This is a genomic window from Ideonella dechloratans (genome assembly GCF_021049305.1).
Taxonomy (GTDB): Bacteria; Pseudomonadota; Gammaproteobacteria; order Burkholderiales; family Burkholderiaceae_C; genus Ideonella; species Ideonella dechloratans.
The window spans coordinates 483,078-506,850 of record NZ_CP088081.1; the positions used below are offsets into that span (position 1 = coordinate 483,078).

Annotated in this window: 20 protein-coding genes, 1 pseudogene and 1 riboswitch; of the genes and pseudogenes, 13 read left to right on the forward strand and 8 right to left on the reverse strand. The window is 70.6% G+C overall.

Going from position 1 to position 23,773, the window contains the following annotated elements; all coding sequences use genetic code 11:
* Positions 1 to 161: 161 nt before the first annotated feature.
* Positions 162 to 980: pseudogene (locus LRM40_RS02245) on the forward strand (capsular biosynthesis protein); the annotation flags it as partial.
* A gap of 56 nt (positions 981 to 1,036) precedes the next feature.
* On the opposite strand, the gene metH reads toward LRM40_RS02245, so the two are convergent.
* Entirely contained in the window at positions 1,037 to 3,829 is a 2,793-nt protein-coding gene (gene metH / locus LRM40_RS02250) for a methionine synthase (RefSeq protein WP_151123784.1), read from the reverse strand.
* A gap of 72 nt (positions 3,830 to 3,901) precedes the next feature.
* A riboswitch (S-adenosyl-L-homocysteine riboswitch) is annotated at positions 3,902 to 3,985 on the reverse strand.
* Positions 3,986 to 4,200: 215 nt separating this feature from the next.
* Here metH and LRM40_RS02255 point away from each other — a divergent pair.
* Positions 4,201 to 4,842, forward strand: coding sequence for a cyclic nucleotide-binding domain-containing protein (locus tag LRM40_RS02255; protein ID WP_151123783.1), 642 nt, complete (start codon positions 4,201 to 4,203; stop codon positions 4,840 to 4,842).
* Here LRM40_RS02255 and LRM40_RS02260 read toward each other — a convergent pair.
* Positions 4,806 to 5,864 (reverse strand): homocysteine S-methyltransferase family protein, encoded by a 1,059-nt coding sequence (locus LRM40_RS02260; protein ID WP_151123782.1) that lies wholly within the window; start codon positions 5,862 to 5,864, stop codon positions 4,806 to 4,808. The genes LRM40_RS02255 and LRM40_RS02260 overlap by 37 nt on opposite strands.
* A gap of 146 nt (positions 5,865 to 6,010) precedes the next feature.
* Between LRM40_RS02260 and LRM40_RS02265 the strand changes: the two genes are divergently transcribed.
* From LRM40_RS02265 to LRM40_RS02280, 4 genes are all read left to right on the forward strand, one after another.
* The gene (locus tag LRM40_RS02265) at positions 6,011 to 7,297 is read left to right on the forward strand and encodes a cyclic di-GMP phosphodiesterase (RefSeq protein ID WP_151123781.1); all 1,287 of its coding nucleotides are present in this window, start codon (positions 6,011 to 6,013) and stop codon (positions 7,295 to 7,297) included.
* Positions 7,294 to 9,396, forward strand: coding sequence for a bifunctional diguanylate cyclase/phosphodiesterase (locus LRM40_RS02270; protein ID WP_170288843.1), 2,103 nt, complete (start codon positions 7,294 to 7,296; stop codon positions 9,394 to 9,396). Before LRM40_RS02265 ends, LRM40_RS02270 begins: the two co-directional genes overlap by 4 nt.
* 82 nt (positions 9,397 to 9,478) lie before the next feature.
* Complete coding sequence (locus LRM40_RS02275; RefSeq protein WP_151123779.1) at positions 9,479 to 9,796, forward strand: DUF1840 domain-containing protein; 318 nt, start codon at positions 9,479 to 9,481, stop codon at positions 9,794 to 9,796.
* A 9-nt stretch (positions 9,797 to 9,805) separates the two neighbouring features.
* Positions 9,806 to 10,465 carry a histidine phosphatase family protein gene (locus LRM40_RS02280; protein ID WP_151123804.1) on the forward strand — a complete coding sequence of 220 codons (660 nt, stop codon included), beginning with the start codon at positions 9,806 to 9,808 and terminating at the stop codon, positions 10,463 to 10,465.
* A 28-nt stretch (positions 10,466 to 10,493) separates the two neighbouring features.
* Here LRM40_RS02280 and LRM40_RS02285 read toward each other — a convergent pair whose 3' ends face one another.
* From LRM40_RS02285 to LRM40_RS02295, 3 genes are read right to left on the reverse strand one after another with little or no spacing between them, the layout of a single operon-like run.
* The gene (locus tag LRM40_RS02285) at positions 10,494 to 11,372 is read right to left on the reverse strand and encodes an EamA family transporter (protein WP_151123778.1); all 879 of its coding nucleotides are present in this window, start codon (positions 11,370 to 11,372) and stop codon (positions 10,494 to 10,496) included.
* Positions 11,369 to 11,920: a phosphonate degradation HD-domain oxygenase gene (locus LRM40_RS02290; protein ID WP_151123777.1), complete on the reverse strand. Its 552-nt coding sequence runs from the start codon at positions 11,918 to 11,920 to the stop codon at positions 11,369 to 11,371. The genes LRM40_RS02285 and LRM40_RS02290 overlap by 4 nt, the downstream gene beginning before the upstream one ends.
* Before the next feature lie 16 nt (positions 11,921 to 11,936).
* Positions 11,937 to 12,704 carry a phosphonate utilization associated transcriptional regulator gene (locus LRM40_RS02295; protein ID WP_151123776.1) on the reverse strand — a complete coding sequence of 256 codons (768 nt, stop codon included), beginning with the start codon at positions 12,702 to 12,704 and terminating at the stop codon, positions 11,937 to 11,939.
* A 158-nt stretch (positions 12,705 to 12,862) separates the two neighbouring features.
* Here LRM40_RS02295 and LRM40_RS02300 point away from each other — a divergent pair, with 158 nt between their 5' ends.
* Genes LRM40_RS02300 through LRM40_RS02330 form a run of 7 tightly spaced genes read left to right on the forward strand, consistent with a single transcriptional unit; the run spans position 12,863 to position 20,514 of the window.
* Positions 12,863 to 13,897, forward strand: coding sequence for a putative 2-aminoethylphosphonate ABC transporter substrate-binding protein (locus LRM40_RS02300; protein ID WP_151123775.1), 1,035 nt, complete (start codon positions 12,863 to 12,865; stop codon positions 13,895 to 13,897).
* A 25-nt stretch (positions 13,898 to 13,922) separates the two neighbouring features.
* On the forward strand, positions 13,923 to 15,011 hold the full coding sequence (locus LRM40_RS02305) for a putative 2-aminoethylphosphonate ABC transporter ATP-binding protein (RefSeq protein ID WP_151123774.1): 1,089 nt from the start codon (positions 13,923 to 13,925) through the stop codon (positions 15,009 to 15,011).
* Positions 15,008 to 16,753, forward strand: coding sequence for a putative 2-aminoethylphosphonate ABC transporter permease subunit (locus tag LRM40_RS02310; protein ID WP_151123773.1), 1,746 nt, complete (start codon positions 15,008 to 15,010; stop codon positions 16,751 to 16,753). Before LRM40_RS02305 ends, LRM40_RS02310 begins: the two co-directional genes overlap by 4 nt.
* Positions 16,754 to 16,793: 40 nt before the next feature.
* A complete protein-coding gene (locus tag LRM40_RS02315) occupies positions 16,794 to 17,903 on the forward strand; it encodes a 2-aminoethylphosphonate--pyruvate transaminase (protein ID WP_151123772.1) in 1,110 nt (369 codons plus the stop codon).
* A 4-nt stretch (positions 17,904 to 17,907) separates the two neighbouring features.
* Positions 17,908 to 18,597: an HAD family hydrolase gene (locus LRM40_RS02320; protein ID WP_151123771.1), complete on the forward strand. Its 690-nt coding sequence runs from the start codon at positions 17,908 to 17,910 to the stop codon at positions 18,595 to 18,597.
* Positions 18,598 to 18,616: 19 nt separating this feature from the next.
* Positions 18,617 to 19,432 (forward strand): phosphonoacetaldehyde hydrolase, encoded by an 816-nt coding sequence (gene phnX, locus LRM40_RS02325; RefSeq protein WP_151123770.1) that lies wholly within the window; start codon positions 18,617 to 18,619, stop codon positions 19,430 to 19,432.
* A gap of 47 nt (positions 19,433 to 19,479) precedes the next feature.
* Positions 19,480 to 20,514, forward strand: a complete 1,035-nt coding sequence (locus LRM40_RS02330) for a sulfotransferase family protein (protein WP_151123769.1) — start codon at positions 19,480 to 19,482, stop codon at positions 20,512 to 20,514.
* Between the two features lie 33 nt (positions 20,515 to 20,547).
* Here the strand turns inward: LRM40_RS02330 and LRM40_RS02335 are convergent, their stop codons facing one another.
* The 3 genes from LRM40_RS02335 to ruvB all read right to left on the reverse strand — a co-directional run bounded on the left by LRM40_RS02335 (position 20,548) and on the right by ruvB (position 23,707).
* Positions 20,548 to 21,183, reverse strand: coding sequence for a methyl-accepting chemotaxis protein (locus LRM40_RS02335; RefSeq protein WP_151123768.1), 636 nt, complete (start codon positions 21,181 to 21,183; stop codon positions 20,548 to 20,550).
* A 36-nt stretch (positions 21,184 to 21,219) separates the two neighbouring features.
* Complete coding sequence (locus tag LRM40_RS02340) at positions 21,220 to 22,491, reverse strand: Cache 3/Cache 2 fusion domain-containing protein (RefSeq protein WP_151123767.1); 1,272 nt, start codon at positions 22,489 to 22,491, stop codon at positions 21,220 to 21,222.
* Between the two features lie 142 nt (positions 22,492 to 22,633).
* Positions 22,634 to 23,707 (reverse strand): Holliday junction branch migration DNA helicase RuvB, encoded by a 1,074-nt coding sequence (gene ruvB, locus LRM40_RS02345; RefSeq protein WP_151123766.1) that lies wholly within the window; start codon positions 23,705 to 23,707, stop codon positions 22,634 to 22,636.
* Positions 23,708 to 23,773 lie beyond the last annotated feature (66 nt).

Here is a 23,773-nt window from a genome sequence, read left to right on the forward strand (position 1 = left end):
TCAATGGCGGGGACGAGCACTTCTTCCCGCCGGGCGAAGGGGTGATCCGCTTCGACCGAACCCTGGCCGAGTGGCCGGCCCGGCTGCGCGGCCTGCTGAGTGATCTGGCCATCGACGCCATCGTGCTGTTCGGCCAGTCGCGTCGCATGCACGAGATGGCGATGACGGTCGGCACCCAACTGGGGTTGCGGGTGTTCGTGTTCGAAGAGGGCTACATGCGGCCCGATTACGTCACCCTGGAAATCGGCGGCGTGAATGCCGAATCCGGCCTGCCCCGCCAGACGGAGTTCTACGCGGCGCTCAGCCCCGAACCCCAGCCCGCGCCCAGGCCCACCGGACAGAGCTTCCGCGGCGTGGCCGAGCTGGCCATGCGCTACGGCTGGGAGATGTGGCGCGCGCGCAGGCGTTTCCCCCATTACGAGCATCACCGCTGCCTGCACCCGGTGCGCGAAGGCTGTCGCTGGTTGCGGGGCGGCTGGCGAAAGTGGCACAACCGCTGGGCCGAGCGGCACGTTCAGGACTTTCTGTCCGCACCCGAGCAGCACAAGCGTTATTTCCTGGTGCCGCTGCAGGTTCACAACGATGCGCAGGTCACCCGTCACTCCCGCTTCGCCACGGTGGCGGAGTTCATCGGCGAGGTGATGGCGTCCTTCGCCAGCCATGCGCCGCAGGACAAGCTGCTGGTGTTCAAGCACCACCCGCTGGACCGGCCCTACAACGATTACCGGGAGTTGATCGACGAGCAGGCTCGGCGGCTCGGCCTGGCCTCACGGGTGCATTACATCCACGACCAGCACCTGCCCACGCTGCTGCAGCACGCCCGGGGCGTGGTGACGATCAACAGCACGACCGGCCTGCAGTCGCTCTACCACGGCACCCCGGTGGTGACGCTGGGTGACTGTTTCTATGCCGTCAAGGGCATGGTGCACGCCGGGCCCCTGGCCGCCTTCTGGCGTCAGCCGGGCCGGGTGGACCGAGCGCTGTTCCGCAAGTTCCGCGAACACGTGATCCGCGAAACCCAGCTCAACGCCAGCTTCTACGCCGAGGCGCCCGGCTTGCCGGCGGCCGTGGCCGCGCTCAGCACCGGCGACAGGCGCCGCCGCGCGCTGGCTTCGTCCACGCCCAACGCGGTGGACCAGGCCACCAACTGGTCCTCGCCCACCGCGCCCACGTTGAAGTAGCTCGCCTGCGGGTGGGCCAGGTAGAAGCCGCTGACGCTGGCCGCCGGCGTCATCGCCATGCTCTCGGTCAGGCCCATGCCGATGGCCTCGGCCTGCAGCACCCGGAACATGTCGGACTTCACGCCATGGTCGGGGCAGGCCGGGTAGCCCGGCGCCGGACGGATGCCCTGGTACTTTTCGGCGATCAGCTCGGGGTTGCTCAGCGCCTCCTGCGGCGCATAGCCCCAGAGCTCGGTGCGCACGCGCTGGTGCAGGCGTTCGGCAAAGGCTTCGGCCAGGCGGTCGGCCAGGGCCTTGAGCAGGATGGCGTTGTAGTCGTCGTGTGCCGCTTCGAATTCGGCGGCCTTCTTGTCGGCGCCCAGGCCGGCCGTCACCGCGAACAGGCCGATGTGGTCGGCGCCCTGGCCCTTGGGGGCGATGAAATCGGCCAGTGAGCGGTTGGGGCGCGGCACGCCGTCGATCACCGGGCGTTCCTGCTGCTGGCGCAGCGGCGCCCAGCGCATCAGCACCTCCTGGCGGCTCTCGTCGCGGTAGACCTCGATCACGTCGTCGTCCACCGTGTTGGCCGGGTAGAAGGCCAGCACGCCGTTGGCCTGCAGCCAGCGGCCGTCGATGATGCGCTTGAGCATGGCCTGCCCATCGGCGAAGACCTTGCGGGCGGTGTCGCCCACCACCGCGTCGTCCAGGATGGCGGGGTAGGGCCCCGCCAGGTCCCAGGTCTGGAAGAAAGGGCCCCAGTCGATGCACTGGGCCAGCTCGGCCAGGTCGTAGTGGCGGAATTCGCGCCGGCCCAGGAACTTGGGCGCCGGCGGCAGCAGGGCCCAGTCCACCGGTGTCTTGTTGGCGCGGGCCTGGGCCAGCGTCACCAGCGGGGTCTGCTTCTTGTTGGCGTGCTGCAGGCGCACCCGCTCGTAGTCGGCCTCCAGCTCGGCGATGTAGGCCGCGGCGCGCTCGTCGCTCAGCAGGTCCGAGCAGACGCCGACCGCGCGCGAGGCGTCGGGCACGTAGACCACCGGCCCATCGTAGTTCGGCGCGATCTTGACGGCGGTGTGGACCCGGCTGGTGGTGGCGCCGCCGATCAGCAGCGGCATCTTGCGCCCGGCGAACCAGGGGTCGCGCGCCATCTCGGCGGCCACATGCTGCATCTCCTCCAGGCTGGGCGTGATCAGGCCGGACAGGCCGATGATGTCCGCGCCTTCGGCCTTGGCCTTGGCCAGGATGTCCTGGCAGGGGACCATCACCCCCATGTTCACGACCTCGAAGTTGTTGCACTGCAGGACCACCGTGACGATGTTCTTGCCGATGTCGTGCACATCGCCCTTGACGGTGGCGATGACGATCTTGCCCTTGGGCTTCACGTCGCCGCCGGCGTCGGCCAGGGCCTGCTTCTCAGCCTCGATGTAGGGCAGCAGGTGGGCCACGGCCTGCTTCATCACGCGGGCGCTCTTGACCACCTGGGGCAGGAACATCTTGCCGGCGCCGAACAGGTCGCCCACCACGTTCATGCCGGCCATCAGCGGGCCTTCGATGACGTGCAGCGGGCGGCCACCGGAGGCACGGATGGCCTGCCAGGCCTCCTCGGTGTCGGCCTCGATGAAGTCGGTGATGCCGTGCACCAGGGCATGCGAGAGGCGCTCGTTGACCGGTGCTGCGCGCCAGGCCAGCTTGGCGCTGTCGTCTTTGGCGGCGCCCTTGACCTGCTCGGCGATCTCCAGCAGGCGTTCGGTGGGGGACTTGGCGGCCTCGCCGGGCTGCAGGACCGGCGTGCGGTTGAGCACCACGTCCTCCACGCGCTCGCGCAGCACCGGGTCCAGGTCGTCGTAGACGCCGATCATCCCGGCGTTGACGATGCCCATGTCCATGCCCGCCTGGATGGCGTGGTACAGGAACACGGTGTGGATGGCCTCGCGCACCGGCTCGTTGCCGCGGAAGCTGAAGCTCACGTTGGACACGCCGCCCGAGACCTTGGCGCCGGGCAGGTGGGCCTTGATCCAGCGGGTGGCCTCGATGAAGTCCACCGCGTAGTTGTCATGCTCCTCGATGCCGGTGGCGATCGCGAAGATGTTGGGGTCGAAGATGATGTCCTCGGGCGGGAAGCCCACCTGCTCGACCAGGATGCGGTAGGCCCGGGCGCAGATGTCGATCTTGCGCTGGTAGGTGTCGGCCTGGCCCTGCTCGTCGAAGGCCATCACCACGGTGGCGGCGCCGTAGCGGCGGATCAGCCGGGCCTGGCGGATGAACTCGGCCTCGCCTTCCTTCAGGCTGATCGAGTTGACGATGCCCTTGCCCTGGATGCACTTCAGGCCGGCCTCGATCACGCTCCACTTGGAGCTGTCGATCATGATGGGCACGCGGGCGATCTCGGGCTCGCCGGCGATCAGGTTCAGGAAGCGGACCATCGCCGCCTGGCTGTCCAGCATCGCCTCGTCCATGTTGACGTCGATGATCTGGGCGCCGTTCTCCACCTGCTGGCGGGCCACCGCCAGGGCCTTCTCGTACTCGCCGGCCAGGATCATGCGGGCGAAGACCTTGGAGCCGGTGACGTTGGTGCGCTCGCCGATGTTGACGAACAGGCTCTGCGCGTCGATGGAGACCGGTTCCAGACCGGACAGGCGCATGGGCGGGGGGGCGAGGAGGTCGGCAGACATGGCGGCAGCGGCAGAAGAAAGGCGCGGACAACACCCTGGCGGGGCGGCGGCAGACGCAACTCACCCACGGCACAGGGGTGAGCGTCGTTGAATTCTTCACCAAGCCTGACGCGAAGCCGTGGGTCTCACGCTCGCGCTGCAACGCTCCTTGGCAGACGCGAGATTCTACCGGCTGCGATCCCGGGGGCCCAGCACCGGGTGTCGGGCCCGGGTGGCCAATGTGCCATCCTCAAAAGAGAGGATGGGGTCACATCGGAGCCTCTTTTCACACGGAATGCCAGGCGCAAGAAAGCAGGCAGGTTCTTCCGGGGCGCTGGTGGCGCTAGGCTGCAACTTCCCTTACGCTCTCTCCGATCGTTTGCCGTTCCTCCATGGCCTTCCAATTCCTGTCCGCCGATGAGCCCTGGATGATCCAGGCTGCCGAGCTGCTCTGCCGGCCCTCGGTGTTGTCCGATCTGCGCAAGTCCGATGCGCGCTGCATCGTGTCCTACATGCGGCCCTGCCGCTTCGAGGACGGGGACGTGCTGTTGCAGGAGGGCGAGCAGGGCGAGAACGCCCACATGCTGCTGGTGCTGCACGGCGATGTGAGCGTGGAGACCTCGGTGATGAGCCGGGAGCAGCCGGTGGTGGTCACCGTGCTGGGCGAGGGCGGGCTGATCGGCGAGATGGCCCTGCTCGACGGGGCCCCCCGGGTGGCCACCTGCGTGGCGCAGTCCACCGTCGTCTGCGCCAGCTTGACGCGGCGCGACCTGCGGCGGCTGATGGACGACGAGCCCGTGGTGGTTGCCCGCCTGTTGGCCAGCATCGGCGAACGCCTGGCCGAGCGCTTGCGCGAGGCCAACCGCCAGCAGCGGCTCTACCAGCAGTTGATGCGCGCCATGCAGGACGAGATCGACGAGTTGGGGCGCCAGCTGCAGTGCGTGATCGGCGGCTCGGTGCAGCGGGGGCAGGCGGAAGCCACCGCCGAGCGCGCGGATCAGCCGGCCAGCAGCTGGCCGAACAGCGGATCCTGAGGGTGGCGCGGCCGGTAAGGCCGCACCTTCTGCGCGATGGCGGCGATGTGGTCGGGCGTCGTGCCGCAGCACCCACCCACGATGTTCAGGAAGCCCGCCTTGGCGAAATCGGCCATGAGCCCGCCGGTGATCTCCGGCGTCTCGTCGAAACCGGTCTCGCTCATCGGGTTGGGCAGGCCGGCGTTGGGGTAGCAGCTGATGCAGGTGTCCGAGGCGATGCGCCCCAGCTCCTCGATGTAGGGCCGCATCAGCGCGGCGCCCAGGGCGCAGTTCAGGCCTACGGCGATGGGCTTGGCGTGGCGCACCGAGTGCCAGAAGGCCGCCACCGTCTGACCGGACAGGATGCGACCTGACGCATCCGTCACCGTGCCGGAGATGATCACCGGCAGGCGTTCGCCGCTGCGCTCCATCACCTCGTCCAGCGCGAAGATGGCGGCCTTGGCGTTCAGGGTGTCGAAGATGGTTTCCACTAGGAACAGATCCACCCCGCCGTCCAGCAGGGCCTGGGCCTGCTCGGCATAGGCGTCGCGCAGTTCGTCGAAGCTGATGTTGCGCGCGCCCGGATCGTTCACGTCCGGGCTGATGCTGGCGGTGCGCGGGGTGGGGCCCAGGGCGCCGGCCACGAAACGCGGCTGCGCCGGGGTGCTGAACTTGTCGGCGGCTTCGCGGGCGATGCGGGCGGCCGCCAGGTTCATCTCCCGGGCCAGCGGGGCCAGGTCATAGTCGGCCTGGGCCACCGAGGTGGCGCCGAAGGTGTTGGTCTCGATGATGTCCGCCCCGGCGGCCAGGTACTGCTCGTGGATCTCGCGGATCACGTCCGGGCGGGTCAGCACCAGCAGGTCGTTGTTGCCCTTGAGGTCCTTGGGGTGGTCCTTCAGGGCGGCGTTGCGGAAATCGGCCTCCTGCAGCTTGTAACGCTGGATCATGGTGCCCATCGCCCCGTCGATGATGACGATGCGTTGGCGCAGCAGGGCCGGCAGGGCGGCGCCGCGCGTGTAGTGAAGCGGTGCAGGGGTGCTCATCCCGGCATTTTAGGGAGTACGCTCCGATCCGGTCCGCAAGGGGTTGGGGCGGAGGCGTGCGGACCGGCTCAAGTTTCCCCCTCTGGCGGCCGAAACAGATCCTGACGAGGTCGCCGGTGAGGCGAAACCTCCTGGGAGGCAAAGAAATGTCAGCAACGGCGATGGTGGCGGTCGAGGATTTGAAGGTGGGCATGTTCGTCCACCTGGATGTGGGCTGGATGTCCCATCCCTTCCCGCTGTCGAGCTTCAAGATCAGCTCACTGGAGCAGATCGAGGTCATCCGCGGCTTGGGCATGAAGCAGCTGCGCTGGAGTCCCGAGCGCAGCGACCCCGAGCCGGTCGTGGTCGAGCCGACGGACGCGGCGTCGGCCCAGCCGGCCGCGCCGGCCGAGCGATCCGTGGACCCGGCCGAGGCGGCACGTCGGGCCGAGGCGGCCTGGATCGAGCAGCAGCAGTCCGCGCTGCGCCTGTGCGAGCGCCAGTACATGGAAGCCTGCCGCGATCTGCGCAAGATCACCGACCGCATGGGGGCCGAGCCGCAACAGGCCCGCGAGGCCGCCGAACAGCTCTCCCGCGCCATGCTGGACAAGATGCTGGTCGAGGGCGACCTGTGCGTGCGCCTGCTGGGCGAGCCGTTGAGCGACCGCGCCACCGCCCACGCGATGAATGTCACGGTGATCTCGCTGCTGCTGGCGCGTTCGCTGCAGATGGCCGAGGCCGATCTGCTCGACCTGGGCACCGGCGCCCTGCTGCACGACATCGGCAAGCTGGCCCTGCCCGAGCGGGTGCGTCTGCCGCGGGACGACTTCAGCACCGCCGAGCACGCGCTGTACCGCGACCATGTGGCCCAGGGGGTCGTCCAGGGGCAGCGCATGGGGCTCAAGCCCGCGGCCCTGCTGGTGCTCGCCCAGCACCATGAATTCGCCGATGGCACCGGTTTCCCGCGCGCCTCCAAGCTGGAGAGCCAGTCGGTGCTGGCGCGGGTGGTGGCCATGGTCAACCTCTACGACAACCTGTGCAACGCGGCCATGCCTTCGCAGTCGCTGACGCCGCACGAGGCGCTCTCGCGCATGTTCGCCCAGTCGCGCAACAAGTTCGACGTGACCATCCTGAGTGGCTTCATCCGCCTGATGGGCATCTACCCGCCGGGCTCGGTGGTGCAGCTCAGCGACGACCGCTATGCCACGGTCATGTCCATCAATGCCGCGCGGCCGCTCAAGCCGCGGGTGCAGGTCTACGACCCCAGCCGCTCCAGCAGCCGCGCGCTGCACCTGGATCTGGAGCAGACGCCGGACCTGGGCATCCGCCGCAGCCTGCGGGCCGATCAGCTGCCGGCGGCGGCGGCCGAATGCCTGGCGCCGCGCCTGCGGGTGGCCTATTTCTTCGATGTGGAACCGGTGACCGCGGCAGCGGACGCACCGGCCCTGGTGTGATCCCGCACGAAGCCGGTCTGCTGGCGGTCCCCGCGCTGTTGCTGGGCGCCGACCAGTGGCTGGAAGGCCTGGAGGGGCCGGCCTGGCTGGTCGACGCCGGGGACTGGACCGTCCGTCTGGTCAACCGGCCAGCCCTGGCCTGGCTGGGTCTGGGGCCGGAAAGGTGCCTGGGCCAGCCGGCCGAGGCCCTGCTGCCGGGCCTGGAGGACCAGGTGTTCTGGGCCGAACTGCGGGCGGGTCAGCCCGGACAGCTGGCCTCGGACACCGAGGTGTCGCGTCCGCAGGGCCTGGCCCAGGTGCACCGCCGCATCGTGCCGCTGGGCGAGCCGGCGCGCGCCTATCTGGTCACCCTGCAGGACCGCAGCCACGAGGCCCGCGCCGCCAGCGAGCGCGAGACCCTGCTGGCCGAGCTGCGCGCCACGCTGGAATCCACGGCCGACGGCATCCTGGTGCTGGACACCGCCGGCCGCATCCGCGCCTTCAACCGCCGCTTTGCCCAGCTCTGGGACCTGCCCGAAGCAGCCCTGGCCGAGCCGGCCGATGCCACGGTGCTGGACTGGATGCGCCGCTCGGTGCTGCAGCCGGACGCCTACCAGCAGCGGGTGGACGAGATCAATGCCCAGCTGCTGGTCAGCGGCACCGACACGGTGGCCCTGCTCAACGGCCGTCTGCTGGAGCGCTACACCCAGCCGCAGTGGAGCCAGGGCCGGCCGATCGGCCGGGTCTACTCCTTCCGTGAACTGGCCCGCAGCCGGGCCACGGCCCCGGCGTCTGCGGGAGCCAGTGGTCTGGATGGCAGCACCGGCTGGCCCAACCGGCACCGCTTCCTGGAAGCGCTGGACGAGGCGGTGCTGCAGGCCCGGGACGACGGCCAGCCGCTGGCGGTGCTGGTGGTGGAATTCGACCGCCACGCCCTGTTCGCGGCCGAGGGCTCGGCCCGGGCCCGCGGCATGGACGAACTGGTGGAGGCCCTGCGCGCCACGGTGCGCGAGCCGGCCCAGATCGGCCGGCTGGGCGCATCGCGCTTTGCGGTGCTGTTGCGGCCGGCCGGCGAGTCGGCCGCCGAGGCCCTGGCCCGCCGCCTGGTGCAACTGGCCACCCGGCCGGGGCCGGCGCTGCTGGCCACCGCGGGGCTCAAGGTGCATGTGGGCGGGGCGGTCTATCCGCAGGCCGGCTGGTGCGGCGAGGAACTGCTGCAGCATGCCGAAAAGGCCCTGCAGCGGGCCCGCGGCGCCGGTGTGGCCGGCTGGGAACTGCACCGCGGCAGCACGGAACAGGTGCATGAGGGCCGGCGTCAGCAGCGGCTGGAGCAGGCCGTCCGCGAGGGCCTGTCCAGCGCGGCCTTCCGCCTGCAGTTCCAGGCGCGCTTTGCCAGCGCCACCGGCGAGATCCAGGCCATGGAGGCCCTGCTGCGCTGGCAGGATCCGCAGGAAGGGCTGATGCTGCCCCCGCGCTTCATGCCCCTGGCCGAGCGCGCCGGCCTGATGCGCGCCCTGGACGACTGGGCGCTGGAGCAGGCCGTGCAGCAGGCCGTGGCCTGGGAGCGCAAGGGCTGGCACCAGGCGCTCACCGTCAACGTCAGCGGCGAGACCCTGGCCGAACCGGCCTGCGCTCGCCGGGTGGCGGCCGTGCTGGCCCATGCCGGCTGGCCGGCGCGCCAGCTCGAACTCGACATCACCGAGGCCGCCTTGCGGCGCGACCCGGAGGCGGCCCTGAGCAACCTGGACGCCCTGCACCGGCTGGGGGTGCGTCTGGTGCTGGACGACTGGGGGCTGGACGACTGCGCCCTGGGCTGGCTGCGGCGCGTGCCCTTCACCGCGGTCAAGATCGACCGCCGCCTGCTGCGGGCCGTGCCCGACCATGGGGCCGAGGCCGATCTGGTGCGGGGGCTGACCCAGGTGGCCCGCGCCATGGGTCTGCAGGTGCTGGCCGAAGGGGTGGAACACGAGGCGCAGCGCCGCTTCGTCACCGACACCCTGGGTTGCCAGGGCTGGCAGGGCTTGCTGGGTTCGGCCGCGCTGGACCCCCGGGCCTGCGAGCGGGTGCTGGCCCGCCAGGCCAGCCAGGCGGCGGCGCTGACAGGCACGGACGGACGCTGAGCGGCGCCAGGCCGGCGGGGTGGGCACAATCGCGGTTGAGCCGCCCGGTCTTGCGGGCGCGCGCCAGCCAGGACTGTCCGCCATGTACAAATTCCGCAGCCAGGCCGCTGCCGACCTGATCATGCTCACCCCCACCGGCGACCGTGTGCTGGCGCTGCTGGGCCGTGAACCCGCGTCCAAGGGCATCATCGAAGTCGCCGACATGGCCCAGGCCATCGAGCGCCTGAGCGAAGCGGTGGCCGCCGACGAGGCCGCGCGCCAGCAGACCCCCGTCGAGGAGGAAGGCGGCGAGGCCCACCGGCCGGCCGAGGCCGTCTCGCTGCGCCAGCGGGTCTGGCCCCTGATCCAGATGCTGCGCACCTGCCAGGCGGCCGACGAGCCCATCGTCTGGGGAGTCTGAGCGGTGAGCATGCCCGAGACCACCCGGCTGATCGCCATCCGCCACGGCGAGACCGAATGGAACGTCGGCACCCGGCTGCAGGGGCAGATGGACGTGCCGCTGAACACCCGCGGCCAGGAGCAGGCCCGCCGCGTGGGCCGGGCCCTGCAGCACGATGCCCCGCAGGTGCTGGTCAGCAGCGACCTCTCGCGGGCCCGGCAGACGGCCGAGGCGGTGGCCGCCGCCACCGGCCTGCCGCTGCAGCTGGACGCCGGCCTGCGCGAACGGCATTTCGGCATCTGGCAGGGCCACACCTACCAGGAGGTCGAGGCCGGCTGGCCCGCGCAGAGCGAGCGCTGGCGCCGCCGCGAACCCGATTTCGGCCCCGAGGGCGGCGAAACCCTGCAGCAGTTCTTCGACCGCGTGGTGGCCACTGCCAGCCGTCTGGCCCGGGCCCATGCCGGCCAGACCCTGGTGCTGGTGGCCCACGGCGGTGTGCTGGACTGCCTGTACCGCGCCGCCTCGCGCATCGCGCTGAACGCGCCCCGCACCTGGGAACTGCCCAACACCGGCGTGAACCGCCTGCTGTGGACCGGCGAGGGCTTCACCCTGGTGGGCTGGGCCGACGTGCACCACCTGGACGACGAGGCCCGGGACGAGTCGGCCGACCGCGTGGGCCACGCCGCCTGAGCGGCCCGGGCGCCTCGGTCCGGGTCCTTCAGCCCAGGCGCAGCAGCACGACCCCGCCGACGATGACCCCGGTGCCCATGGCCCGCTGCCAGCCGAAGGGCTCGCGCAGCAGCCAGGTGCCCAGCAGGGCGGCGAACAGCACCGAGGTCTCGCGCAGCGCTGCCACCATGGCCACCGGCGCATGGGTCATGGCCCACAGCGCGATGCCGTAGCTGCCCAGCGAGGCGGTGGTGCCCAGCAGCGCCACCGGCCAGCGCCGGGCCGCATAGGCCCGCACCGGGGCCAGGTCGGCGCGGCGCTGCCACAGCACCAGGCTCAGGTAGGGCAGGCCGTCGAAGAGGAAGAGGGCCGAGACATAGGCCGGCGCGTTGCCGCTCACCCGCACCCCGATGCCGTCCACCAGCGTGTAGGCGGCGATGAACAGCGCATTGGTCAGGGCGTAGCGCAGCGCGGTGCGCCGGCTGGCCTCGTCACCCTGACCGCGCAGGGCGCCGCGCGACAGGCCCAGGGTCAGCACGCCGGCGCACAGGGCGAGCACCCCCAGCCAGGCCAGCGGCGACAGGCCCTCGCCGATCAGGGCATGGCTGGCCAGCGCCACCAGCAGCGGCGCGCTGCCGCGCATCAGCGGGTAGGTCAGGCCCAGGTCGCCATGCCGGTAGGCCCCGGCCAGCGAGGTGTAGTAGCCGATGTGGATCAGCGTGGAGCCCAGCACATAGGGCCAGGCGGCGGCCGGCGGCGGGCCGAACACGGCCAGCAGCGGCAGCGCCGTCACCGTGCCCAGGCCGTGGATCAGGGCGGTGTCCAGGGCCTTGTCCTGCGAGGACTTGATCAGGGCATTCCAGCTGGCGTGCAGGGCCGCGCCCAGCAGCACGGCCAGCAGCACCCCACCGCTGATGTCGAGGCTCATGGGGTCAGGCTGCAGCGGCGCGCGATGGCCAGGTAATGGGCCAGGGGCGGCGTGGTCAGGCCGACCTGCTTGGCTTGGTCGTCCCACAGGCGCAGGCGCAGCGCGTCCTCAGCATGGGGCCGGGCCTGGAAGGCCTGGGCCTGCGCCGCATCGAACACGCCGCCCTGCAGCGCCAGGCTGCGCTGCGAGTCGGCCGACAGGGCCTCCAGGTAGCCCGGCCGGGTGGCGCACAGGCAGCGCTTGGCGTCCACGTGCAGCGAGATCGCGTCCAGCACCCGGTCGGGGAACACCCCGCGCAGAAAGGGCAGGGCGACGAACTGGTGCAGGTCGTCGATGCCGCGCAGCGTCGGGGTCTCGCCCTGGTCGTTGAGCAGATGGCCCAGGTCGTGCAGCAGGGCGGCGGTGATCAGTTCGTCGTCCGCGCCGGCCTGCTCGGCCAGCCAGGCCGACTGCAGCGCGTGTTCGCGCTGGGTCACGGGCTCGCCGCTGTACTGGGCATCGCCCTTGTGCACCAGAAGCCATTCGATGTCGGCAAGGCTGAGGGCCATGGGCGGTGTTCCGGGTTCAGGCGCCGCGGCGTGCGGCGCTGCGGGGACGGGAGGATCGGGTGGGGGCGGCGGAGACTGCGGGCAGCGGGGCCTCGCCGCCTTGGGCCGGCAGGCCGTGCTTGATGCGGGTGCGCTCGCGGCTGGCCATCACATGGTCGAACATGGCGCGGCCGGCGGCCTCCACGTCGCCCGCGGCGATGGCCTTGACGATCTGCCGGTGCTCCTTGGCATAGACGGCCATGCTCTCCGGGGTGAGGTTCTGGCGCCGGAACAGCATCAGCTCCTTGGTCAGCTTGCGGTAGACGGCGGTGAGCTTGGCATTGCCGGCCAGGGTCAGCATCAGGTCGTGGAAGGCCAGGTTGGCCTCGTGGAAGGCCGGCGCATCGTGGGCCTTGGCGGCGGCCTCCATGGTCTCCACGCTGCGGCGCAACTCGCGCACCTGCGCCACGGCCAGGGTCTGCGCCAGCTTGCGGCCCACGTGGGCGTCCATCAGGGCCCGCACCTCGAAGATCTCCAGCGCCTCTTCCACCGGGATCTCGCGCACGAAGACGCCGCGGTTCTTCTCGGTGCGCACCAGGCCGGCTTCCTCCAGCATGCGAAAGGCCTCGCGCACCGGGCCGCGCGAAACGCCCAACTCGTCGGCCAGCGCTGCCTCGGTCAGCTTGTCGCCGGCCTGCAGCGTGCCTTCGAGGATCTTGCGCTCGATGGCGGCCTGCACCAGGTTGGCCAGCGAGTTGCACTGAAGCTGTGCGATGGTCGGTGGGGCGGGAGGCTTCGCGCTCATGGTGGGCAAAGTGTAGACGAGCCTCGATGACAGATTGTCAACAATCTGCAATCAACGGTCTCCAGAATGAACTGGTCCCGAACTTGCTCAGGTGCCGTCACGCGCCTGTCATGTCCGCCGGCCACACGTCCGTGGTCATTCACCCCCTGGAGATTGCGATGAAATTCTGGAAGTCGATCCTGGCCGGCCTGATGGGCGCGGCGCTCTCCGCCGGCGCGCTGGCCGAGAAGACCACGCTCACCGTCTACACCGCGCTGGAAACCGACCAGCTCAAAGCCTACCAGGCGGCTTTCAACGAAGCCAATCCCGACATCGAGATCAAGTGGGTGCGCGACTCCACCGGCGTGATCACCGCCAAGCTGCTGGCCGAGAAGGCCAACCCCCAGGCCGACGTGGTCTGGGGCGTGGCCGCCTCCAGCCTGGCGCTGCTGGACATCAACGGCATGCTGGAGCCCTACGCCCCGCTCAACCTCGACGCCATCATGTCGCAGTACCGTGACAAGAAGACGCCGCCGGCCTGGTTCGGCATGGATGTCTTCGGCGCCACCATCTGCTTCAACACCGTCGAGGCCAAGAAGCGCGGCATCCCGGCGCCCACCAGCTGGAAGGACCTGACCAAGCCCATCTACAAAGGCCAGATCGTCATGCCCAACCCGGCCTCCTCGGGCACCGGCTACTTCGACGTCAACGCCTGGCTCAAGCTCTGGGGCGACGACAACGGCAAGGGCGGCGGCTGGAAGTACATGGACGCGCTGCACGAGAACATCGCCCAGTACACCCACTCCGGCTCCAAGCCCTGCAACATGGCCGCCTCGGGCGAGTACGTGGCCGGCATCTCCTTCGAGTACCGCGGCTACAGCAACAAGGCCAAGGGCGCCCCCATCGAGCTGATCTTCCCGAAGGAAGGCCTGGGCTGGGACCTGGAGGCCTTCGCCATCCACAAGGGCACCAAGCACCTGGCCGCGGCCAAGAAGCTGGCCGACTGGGCCTCGAGCAAGGATGCGATGTTCCTATATGGCAAGAACTTCGCCATCACCGCGCAGCCGGGCGTGGCGCCCAAGCTCAAGGGCATCCCCGACGACTATGAGCAGCGCCTGGTGAAGCTGGACTTCAACGAGTCCGCCGCCAACCGCGCCCGCGTGCTGGCCGAGTGGACCCAGCGCTACGACGGCAAGAGCGAAAAGAAGAAGTGATCCCGCGGCCAGCCAGGTGAGTTCCATGACGCCCTCTTCGGCCTACCTGACCCTTCAGGGAATCGGCAAGCAATTCGGCGGTTTCACCGCGCTGGAGGACATCGACCTGTCCATCCAGCGGGGCGAGTTCGTCTGCTTTCTGGGGCCGTCGGGTTGCGGCAAGACCACCTTGCTGCGCATCGTGGCGGGGCTGGAGCCCCACAGCCGGGGCACGCTGGTGCAGGACGGGCGGGACATCTCCCGCCTGCCGCCGGCCCAGCGCGACTACGGCATCGTCTTCCAGTCCTACGCCCTGTTCCCCAACCTGAGCGTGGCCGACAACGTGGCCTACGGTCTGGTCAACCGGCGCCAGCCGCGCGAGCGCATCGACGCCCGCGTGGCGGAGCTGCTGGCGCTGGTGGGCCTGCCCGGCAGCGGGTCCAAGTACCCGGCCCAGATGTCCGGCGGCCAGCAGCAGCGGGTGGCGCTGGCCCGTGCCCTGGCCACCTCGCCGGGCCTGCTGCTTCTGGACGAGCCACTGTCCGCGCTGGATGCCATCGTGCGGGTGCGCCTGCGCGAGGAGCTGCGCGCGCTGCAGCGCCGCCTGGGCGTGACCACCATCATGGTCACGCACGACCAGGAGGAGGCCCTGTCGGTGGCCGACCGCATCGTGGTGATGAACCAGGGCCGCATCGAGCAGGTCGGCACGCCGATGCAGATCTACCGCGAGCCGGCCTCGGCCTTCGTGGCCGACTTCGTCGGCAAGGTCAACCGCCTGCCGGCCATCGCCGAAGGCGAGCGCTGGTTCCGCAGCGGCGATTTCCGCTGGCAGTGTCCGCCGGGGCAGGGCGCCGACTTCCGCAGCGGCGCCTCGGTCTGGCTCTACCTGCGGCCCGAGGACCGGGTGCTCGACGGCCTGGTGGCCGACCACCCCGAGGCCTGCGAAGGCCGGGTGCGCCAGGTGGAGTTCCTGGGCGGCAACTGCCTGGCCGAGGTGGACCTGCCCGGCCTGCCCACGCCGCTGCAGCTGCAGTTCTCGCTCAACCAGATGGACGAGTACCAGGTGCGCGAAGGCGGCACGCTGCGCTTTGCCCTGCGCAGCGACCGCCTGCGCGTGTTCCCGGCGACCGCATGAGCGCACGTTCCCTGTCTGCCGAGGCCGGCGCCGTGGTGCTGCCCGCCGCCCCCACCCTGCGCCTGCACTGGACGGACTGGCTGGCCCGTGGCGGCCTGCTGGCCCTGGCCGCCCTGCTCGGCGTGGGCCTGGTGGGGCCGCTGCTGGCACTGCTGGGCCAGGCCTTCGCACCCGGCGTGGTGGACGGTCAGCGTCAGAGCGCCTGGCAGCACTTCGTGGCCTACCTGGGCTCGCCGGCCCTGCTGGACAGCCTGTGGCACAGCCTCTGGGTGTCGGTGCTGATCACGCTGATCGTGCTGCCCCTGGCCTTCACCTTCGCCTATGCGCTCACCCGCAGTGCCATGCCGGCCAAGGGCCTGTTCCGCACGCTCAGTCTGGTGCCGTTGCTGGCGCCCTCGCTGCTGTCGGCCATTTCGCTGATCTACTGGTTCGGCAACCAGGGCCTGGCCAAGGACGTCTGGCTCGCCCTGGGCTTCGACGGCATCTACGGCGCGCCGGGCATCGTGCTGGCCGAGTGTTTCGCCGTCTTCCCGCACACGCTGATGATCCTGGTGACCGCGCTGGCCCTGGCCGACGCGCGCCTGTACGAGGCCGCCGCTGCCCTGGGCACCTCGCGCTGGCGGGTCTTCTTCACCATCACACTGCCGGGGGCCAAGTACGGCCTCATCTCGGCCGCGCTGGTCACCTTCACCCTGGTCGTCACCGACTTCGGCGTGCCCAAGGTGGTGGGGGGCGATTTCAACGTGCTGGCCACCGACGTGTTCAAGCTGGTCATCGGCCAGCAGGACTTCCAGCGCGGCGCGGTGGTGGCCCTGCTGCTGCTGGCCCCGGCCCTGCTCACCTTCGGCGTGGACCACTGGGTGCAGCGCCGCCAGACCGCCCAGGTCGGCGCCCGCGCGGTGCCGCTGGTGCCCCGCCGCTCGGCCGGCTTCGACCTGCTGATGACCGCCTACTGCAGCCTCATCGCCCTCTTGATGCTGGCCATGGCCGGCATGGCGGTCTTCGCCTCCTTCGTGGCCTTCTGGCCCTACAACCTCACGCTCAGCCTGGACCACTACACCATGGGCCTGGTGGACGCCGAGCTGGGCGACGCGCTGCTCAACAGCCTGAAGCTGGCCGCCGCCACCGCGCTGATCGGGCCGGTGGTGGTGTTCCTGGGCGCCTACCTGCTGGAGAAGACCCGGGGCTGGGCGGCGCTGCGCCCCCTGCTGCGCCTGATGGCCATGCTGCCCATGGCCGTGCCCGGGCTGGTGCTGGGTCTGGGCTCCATCTTCTTCTTCAATGCGCCGGCCAACCCGCTGCACGGCCTCTACCAGACCGGGGCCCTGCTGGTGCTGTGCACCGTGGTGCACTTCTACACCACCGGCCACCTGACGCTGGTGACCGCGCTGAAGGCGCTGGATCCGGAGTTCGAGGCCGTGTCGGCCTCGCTCAAGGTGCCCTTCACCACCACGCTGCGGCGGGTCACGCTGCCCATCTGCCTGCCGGCGCTGATCGATGTCTCGCGCTACTTCTTCGTCAACGCGATGACGACGATCTCGGCCGTGGTCTTCCTCTACACGCCGGACACCAAGCTGGCCTCGGTGGCCATCCTGAACCTGGACGAGGCCGGCGACATCGGCCCGGCCGCCGCGATGGCGGTGCTGATCATGGCCACCTCTCTCACCGTCAACGGGCTCTACCTGGCGCTGGGCGCCTGGGCCCAGCGCCGCACCCAGGCCTGGCGCCAGCCGGCGCGCTGACGCCGCGCTCCCCTTGTCTCTTCCGCATCCGCCGCTCACCATGGACCGCGACAACATCCTGCTCACCCCCGGCCCGCTGACCACCAGCCTGCGCACCAAGCTGGCCATGCTCAAGGACTGGGGCTCCTGGGACGCCGACTTCAACGCCCTGACCGCCCGGGTGCGCCGCGGCCTGCTGGACATCCTGCACGCCGGTGACAGCCATGTCGTCGTGCCCCTGCAGGGCAGTGGCACCTTCAGCGTGGAGGCCGCGGTGGCCACCGTGGTGCCACGTGACGGCCACCTGCTGGTGCTGGACAACGGCGCCTACTGCAAGCGCATGGCCAAGCTGGCCACCCTCATGGGCCGGCGCACCACGGTGCTGTCCTTTGCCGAGGACGGGCCGGTGGATCCGGCCCTGCTGGCCCAGCGCCTGGCCGAGGACCCCAGCATCACCCATGTCGGCCTGATCCACTGCGAGACCGGCACCGGCGTGGTCAACCCGCTGGCCGAGGTGGCCGCCATCTGCGAGGCCGCCGGCCGCGGGCTGATTGTCGATGCGATGAGCTCCTTCGCCGCCTTGCCCATCGATGCCCGCACGGTGCGCTTCGACGCCCTGGTGGCTGCCAGCGGCAAGTGCCTGGAAGGCGTGCCCGGCATGGGCTTCGTGTTCCTGCGCCGGTCCATCCTGGACGGCTGCGCCGGCCGCAGCCACTCGCTGGCCATGGACCTGCACGACCAGCACCACTACATGGAACGCACCGGCCAGTGGCGCTTCACCCCGCCCACCCATGTGGTGGCCGCGCTGGCCTGCGCGCTGGACCAGTACGAGGAAGAGGGCGGCCAGCCGGCCCGTCTGGCCCGCTACACCGCCAACTTCGACACCCTGGTGGCCGGCATGGCGGCCCTGGGCTTCGGCACCTTCCTGGCGCCCGAGTACCTCTCGCCCATCATCGTCACCTTCCTGGCGCCGGCCGATGCGCGCTACGACTTCAAGGCCTTCTACGCCGGGGCCAAGGCCCATGGCTTCATGCTCTACCCAGGCAAGCTGACCGAGGTCGAGACCTTCCGCGTCGGCTGCATCGGGGCCATCGGCCCCAAGGAGATGCAGCAGGCTGTGGACGCGGTGGCCCACACCCTGGCCGGCATGGGCCTGTCGCGGGCGGACTGACAGCATGGGCGACACCCTGGCCCTGTTCGACCTGGACCACACCCTGCTGACGGGCGACAGCGACACGCTGTGGTGCGACTTCCTGGTGGCCCGCGGCCTGCTGGGGCCGGACTTCGCCGAGCGCAACGCTGCGCTGGCCGCCGGCTACCGGGCCGGCACCGTGGGGGTGGAGGCCTTCTGCCGCTTCTACGCTGGCACGCTGGCCGGCCGTGCGCCGGCCGACTGGGCGCCGCTGCTGCAGGACTTCCTGGCCGAGGTGCTGCGCCCGCGCATCCCGGCGGCGGCCCAGGCCCTGGTGCAGCAGCACCGGGCGCAGGGTCACCGCCTGCTGCTGACCAGCGCCACCAACCGGGTGCTGGCTGCGCCCAGCGCGGCCGAGCTGGGCTTTGCCGAGCTGCTGGCCACCGAGCTGGCGGTGGACGAGGCGGGCCGCTTCACCGGCGAGTTGCGTGGCATGCCCAACATGCGCGAGGGCAAGGTCGCCCGGCTGCAGGCCTGGCTGGCCGGACAGGGGCTGGCCGCGGAGGTGGCCCTGGCCCGGGCCTGGTTCTACAGCGATTCGATCAACGACCTGCCGCTGCTGCTGGCCGTGGGCCACCCGGTGGCGGTGGACCCGGACCCGCGTCTGGCCCACGAGGCACGTCAGCGCGGCTGGCCGGTGCTGACCCTGGCGCGGGATGCCCACGCCCCTTGAAGAACACCAGGAACACACCATGCACACCCCTGCCAACACCCTGAGCGCCGTGGTCTTCGACTGGGCCGGCACCATCCTCGATTTCGGCTCCCGTGCCCCCATGGGCGCCTTCGTGCGCCTGTTCGCGCAGTTCGGCATCACGCTGACCATTGCCGAGGCCCGCGGCCCCATGGGCATGGCCAAGTGGGACCACATCCGCACCCTGGGCGACCTGCCCTCGGTGGCCGCCCAGTGGCAGGCCCGCTACGGCCGGCCGCTGAGCGATGCCGATGTGGACCGGCTCTACGAGGTTTTCACGCCGATGAATGCGGCCGTCATCCCGGACTTCGCCGACTTCATCCCCGGCGCCCTGGAGACGGTGGCCGCCCTGCGGGCCCGGGGCCTGAAGATCGGCTCCACCACCGGCTACAACCGGCCCATCATGGAGGTGGTGACCCGCCTGGCCAGCGCCGCCGGCTACACGCCGGACAACCTGGTCTGTGCCGGCGACCTGGCCGCCGGCCGGCCCACGCCGCTGATGATGTACCGCTGCTTCGCCGACCTGGGTGTCTGGCCGCCGCACGCGGTGGTCAAGGTGGACGACACCGGGGTGGGCCTGGCCGAGGGCCTGAACGCCGGCTGCTGGGCAGTGGGTGTGGCCGTCAGCGGCAATGCGGTGGGCCTGTCGCGCGCGGAATGGGCGGCCCTGCCCGCGCCGGAGCAGCAGGCGCTGCGCGAGCAAGCCACGGCGCAGCTCAAGGGCGAGGGCGCCCATTACGTGGTCGACAGCGTGGCCGATCTGCTGCCGGTGCTGGACGAGATCGAGGCCCGACTCGCACGCGGCGAGCGGCCCTGAGCCTAAGTACGGTCTCGGCGTCTGCGGCTTCGACTAAGCTGGCGGCCATGGACTTCGATCGTTTGCTGCAGCAGCTGCGCATCCTGGACCCCTCGGTGCTGGACATGCCGCCCAGTCCGCGGCAGGAGCAGTTGGTGCGGGCGGTGCTCCAGGCGGTGCGCAATGCCGCCGAGCAGACCGCACCCGGCAAGCCGCAGCACCTGCCCGGGCTCGGGGTCTTCCGCCACCGTCCACCGCCGCCGGAGGGCGAGGCCGGCGGCAGGCCCAGGCGGCGCATGATGTTCGTGCCCGACGAGACGCCCGCGCTGCAGGAGGACACGGCGCGGCGCTGGCGCGACGCCCTGTGCCAGGCCGAGCCGCCGCTGCCGGACCCGCAGGGCCGCTTCGTGGTGCTGTTCTCGCCCAAGTCGGCCAGTTCCAGCGTGTTGATCTGGTTCTTCCATGTGCTGGGTCTGTATGACGAGGCCCGGTCCTACGACGAGTGGCCCCATCAGTACCGGCTGCGCCGCTTCTACCAGCGGGAGGACTACCTGGCCGCCCGTGCCACGGTGGGGCCGGCGCAGGTGCAGGTGCTCAAGGTCGTGCGCGACCCGCTGCGCCGGGCCGTGTCGAGCTTTCGCCACGCGGTGGGGCTGGGCTATGCCAACGAGGCCATCCGCCGGGCCATCGGGGTCGATGTCGACACCCAGGGCCTGTCCTTCCGCCAGTTCATCGACTTCCTGGAGACCGAGGACCTGGCCCATTGCGATGTGCACCACCGCGAGCAGTGGCATCCGCTGGAGGCGGTGAAGGCACCGGACATGGTGATCAACATCGACCGCGGGGATCTCTTCTCCGGGCTCAACGCCTTCGAGGCCCGGCTGGGCCTGCCGATCACCGACCTCCGCCAGCTGTCCTGGCTGCACGAGCTGCAGGCCACCCGGGTGCCCGAGGTCATGACCGGCGATCTCGACACGCTCTACCAGCGGCCCCTGACGGTGTCGCAGGCCCGGCACGGCCCCTGGCCCGCGCATCTGCTGTCGGCCGATGCGCGCCAGCGTCTGCAGCGCCTGTACGGCCGGGACGTGATGCTCTACGCCTGAGCGGCGTGCGGGCCCCGGGCGGGGCCCCCGCGCTCAGTGGCCCAGCCGGAAGACCGAGACCGCCCGCTGCAGCTGTTCGGCCTGGCTTTGCAGGCTGTCGGCCGCGGCGGCCGTCTGTTCCACCAGGGCCGCGTTCTGCTGCGTGGCCTGGTCCATCTCGCGCATGGCCTGGCCGGCGTCGCTCACGCCCACGCTCTGCTGCTGACTGGCCTCGCTGATCTCGCCGACGATGTCGTTGACCCGGCGGATGGAGTCGACCACGCCCTGCATGGTCTGACCGGCCTGGCCGGCCAGGGCATTGCCCTGCTCGACCCGCTGCACGCTGGCGTCGATCAGGCTCTTGATCTCGCGGGCGGCCTCGGCGCTGCGGCCGGCCAGGCTGCGCACTTCGCCCGCGACCACGGCGAAGCCGCGGCCCTGTTCCCCGGCGCGGGCGGCTTCCACCGCCGCGTTCAGGGCCAGGATGTTGGTCTGGAAGGCGATGCCGTCGATCACGCCGATGATGTCGGCCATCTTCTGGCTGGCCTGGTGGATGTCGCGCATGGTGGCCACCACGTTCTCCACCACGCCGCCGCCCTGCTGGGCCACGGTGCTGGCGGCCCGGGCCAGCTGGCTGGCCTGGGCGGCGTTGGCGGCGCTGTGCCGCACAGTCTCGGTGATCTGCTCCATCGTCGAGGCGGTGCGCTGCAGGTGGGCGGCGGTCGTCTAGGTGCGGTGCGACAGGTCGCCGTTGCCGCTGGCGATCTCGCGGCTGGCGGTGGCGATGGCATCGCTGGCCTGGCGCACATCGTGCAGGCGCGCGGCCACACGGGTGCGCACCGTCTCCAGGCTCTGGGCCAGCTGACCCACCTCGTCCTGGCGGCCCGCGCTCACTCCTTGGCTGAAATCGCCCTCGGCCAGCCGGCCCAGATCGGCCTGCAGCGCGGCCAGCGGCCGGCTGATGAAGTTGCGTGCCGCCCAGCCCATGGCCAGGGCGGCCAGCACCATGCCGCCACCCAGCACGCTCCACAGGGCGATCAGGTCGCTGCGGGTGCCGGCCATCATGGCAGTCTCAGGCACTTCGGACACCACGGCCCACTGCCACTTGGGCTGCCAGGCCCAGGCCAGGTGGTGGCGTTCCCCAGAGGGGCCCAGGCCGGTGGCCTCGGTCCAGTGTGGCAGATCGCCGGAGGTCTGTCCCGCGGCCACCGCATCGCGCAGGGCCTTCACCAGCGCGGTGTCGCCCCCCAGGCGTCCGCCGGCCTGGGGCAGGCCGAAGAGCGTGCCCAGCGTCGGGCCGTCGCGCAGGTCCAGGGCATAGGTCCGGCTTTCGCCGCGCCCCGCCCGCTGGAAGGCCTCTCCCAGCATCTTCAGCTGCACGCCCATTTCCGAGCCGATGAACAGCGAGCCGATCACCTGGCCGCCGCGCATCACCGGCTCGTAGCGGGTCATGTAGGTGCGACCGAACAGCACCGCGCGGCCGGTGTAGGCCTGGCCGGCATTGAGCAGGGCCCAGGCCGGGTGCTTGCGGTCCAGCAGAGTGCCCACCGCGCGGCTGCCATCCTCCTTCTTCAGACTGGTCACCAGACGGCGGTAGTCCTCGCCTTCGCGCACGAACACCGTGGCCACACCGCCGGTGGCCTGGGCAAAGGCGTCCACCCCGCTGAAGTCGTCGTCCATCGGCAGCCCCCCCATCATCAGCGTGGGCTTGCCGTCGGCCTCTCCCGGGGTCAGCACCTCGGGCGGGATCTTCTCCTTGAGCAGCGAGAAGCCCTTCTTGACCGCATCGCTGCCGCTGGCATCGACTTCGTCGATGGTGTGGGCCAGGGCCTCGGCCTCGTGGTGCAGGGCGGCCACCTGGTCGCCGTGCTCGCGCGACCACATGCGGGCCGAGAACGCCGCCAGCAGGGCCAGCAGCACCAGGCAGGCCAGGCCGGCGCTCATCAGGATCTTGGTGCTGACGCGCCACTGGGCGTGGGCGAACGTGGGCATCTTCATCGAACGTCTCCCTCGGATACAGGCGCCCCTCGGCGCCGTTGCCGGGGGAAGACCGTGTTATCGGTGGGAACTCCGAGTGATGAAGTCGGGAAAAGAACGGTGAATGGCGCCGAGTTGATCCGGCGTGACGTTCTGCCGGGCTTCAGCCGGGGAACAGCTCGCCTTCCCGTCCGGGGGGCGTCAGGCCCAGATGGCGCCAGGCCAGCAGCGTGGCCACCCGGCCCCGCGGGGTGCGCTGCAGGTAGCCCTGCTGGATCAGGTAGGGCTCGATCACGTCCTCGATGGTGTCGGGCTCCTCGCCGATGGCGGCGGCCACATTGTCCAGACCCACCGGGCCGCCATCGAAGCGGTGCACCACCGCCTCCAGCAGCTTGCGGTCCATCAGATCGAAGCCCACCGGGTCCACGTCCAGCATCTTCAGTGCGGCATCGGCCATGGCGCGGGTGATGCGGCCGTTGCCCTTCACATCGGCGTAGTCGCGCACCCGGCGCAGCAGGCGGTTGGCAATGCGGGGCGTGCCGCGGCTGCGGCGGGCCACCTCCAGGGCGCCGTCGGCGTCGATGGGGGCGTTGAGCAGGCCGGCCGAGCGGGTGACGATGCGGGCCAGCTCCTCGTTCGTGTAGAACTCCAGCCGCGCGACGATGCCGAAGCGGTCCCGCAGCGGATTGGTCAGCATGCCGGCGCGGGTGGTGGCGCCCACCAGGGTGAAGGGTTGTAGATCCAGCTTGATCGAGCGGGCGGCCGGGCCTTCGCCGATCATGATGTCGATCTGGTAGTCCTCCAGCGCCGGGTAGAGGATTTCCTCGACCACCGGCGACAGGCGGTGGATCTCGTCGATGAAGAGCACATCGTTCTTCTCGAGGTTGGTCAGGATGGCGGCCAGGTCCTTGGGCTTTTCCAGCACCGGGCCGCTGGTCTGGCGCAGGTTCACGCCCAGCTCGCCGGCGATGATGTGCGACAGCGTCGTCTTGCCCAGGCCGGGCGGGCCGAACAGCAGCACATGGTCCAGGGCCTCGCTGCGCTTCTTGGCCGCACCGATGAAGATCTCCAGCTGTTCGCGGGCCTTGGTCTGGCCGACGTATTCCTCCAGCGCCTTGGGCCGCAGGGCCCGTTCCAGGGCTTCCTCCTGCGGGGTGGCGGTGTCGGCCGTCACGACCCGGGCGCTGCGCGCCGGCGGGGGAGGGAAGGCGCCGAAGTCGTCGGTCTGGATGGACATACAGTCATTATCACCGTCGCTCCCCGGACTGACCAAGCGCAATGTGCCCCGGGGGGCGGCATGACT